General features: G+C 37.1%; 1 protein-coding gene. It reads right to left on the bottom strand.

Annotated elements, in window-relative coordinates:
- Positions 1-2: 2 nt before the first annotated feature.
- Positions 3-1,196, bottom strand: coding sequence for an elongation factor Tu (gene tuf, locus I6U48_RS27910; protein WP_218323787.1), 1,194 nt, complete (start codon positions 1,194-1,196; stop codon positions 3-5).
- Positions 1,197-1,212 lie beyond the last annotated feature (16 nt).

The following is a 1,212-nucleotide window of genomic DNA, read 5'->3' as shown; positions in this document are numbered from 1 at the left end:
AATTACTCAACTATAGTAGAAACAACTCCTGAACCTACTGTTCTTCCACCTTCTCTAATAGCAAATCTTAATCCTTCATCCATTGCTACTGGAGTGATTAATTCAACATTCATGTCAATGTGGTCTCCTGGCATTACCATTTCCATTCCGTCTGGTAATTTGATGCTTCCTGTAACGTCTGTTGTTCTGAAGTAAAATTGTGGTCTGTATCCATCAAAGAATGGAGTGTGTCTTCCGCCTTCTTCTTTTTTAAGTACGTATACTTGACCTACGAATTTCTTGTGTGGGTGTACTGAACCTGGTTTTGATAATACCTGACCTCTTTCGATGTCTGTTCTTTGAACACCTCTTAATAATGCTCCTATGTTATCTCCTGCCATCGCTTGATCAAGAAGCTTTCTGAACATTTCTACTCCTGTACATACAGTCTTGCCTTTTTCTTCTTTTAATCCTACGATTTCGATTTCGTCTCCAACCTTTAGTATTCCACTTTCAACTCTTCCTGTTGCAACTGTTCCTCTTCCTGTTATTGTGAATACATCTTCTACTGGCATTAAGAATGGTTTGTCAGTTGCTCTTTCTGGTGTTGGTATATAGCTGTCTACTGCATCCATTAATTCCATTATGCATTTTGTTGCTTCTTCATCTGTTGGGTTTTCTAATGCTTTTAATGCTGATCCTGTTACTATTGGAGTATCATCTCCTGGGAATTCATATTCATTTAATAATTCTCTAACTTCCATTTCTACTAATTCTAATAGTTCTGGATCGTCTACCATATCTGCTTTATTTAAAAATACTACTATATAGTTAACACCAACTCTTGATGCTAGTAGTATATGCTCTCTTGTTTGTGGCATTGGACCATCTGCTGCACTTACAACTAGTATTGCTCCATCCATTTGTGCTGCTCCTGTAATCATGTTCTTTACATAGTCAGCATGTCCTGGACAGTCAACGTGTGCATAGTGTCTGTTATCTGTTTCATATTCAACGTGTGCTGTGTTGATTGTGATTCCTCTTTCTCTTTCTTCTGGTGCTTTATCTATTGCTGCATAATCAAACGCTTCTGCAAATCCTTTTTTTGATAATACTGTTGTTATTGCTGCTGTTAATGTTGTCTTACCGTGGTCTACGTGTCCTATTGTTCCTATGTTTACATGTGGTTTGTTTCTTTCAAATTTTGCTTTTCCCATTTTATTATTCCTCCTT

This window comes from Clostridium thailandense, from assembly GCF_019207025.1.
Lineage (GTDB): Bacteria > Bacillota > Clostridia > Clostridiales > Clostridiaceae > Clostridium_AM > Clostridium_AM thailandense.
Note: the sequence above shows the minus strand (reverse complement) of the source record. Positions and strands in the feature narration are given on the sequence as shown.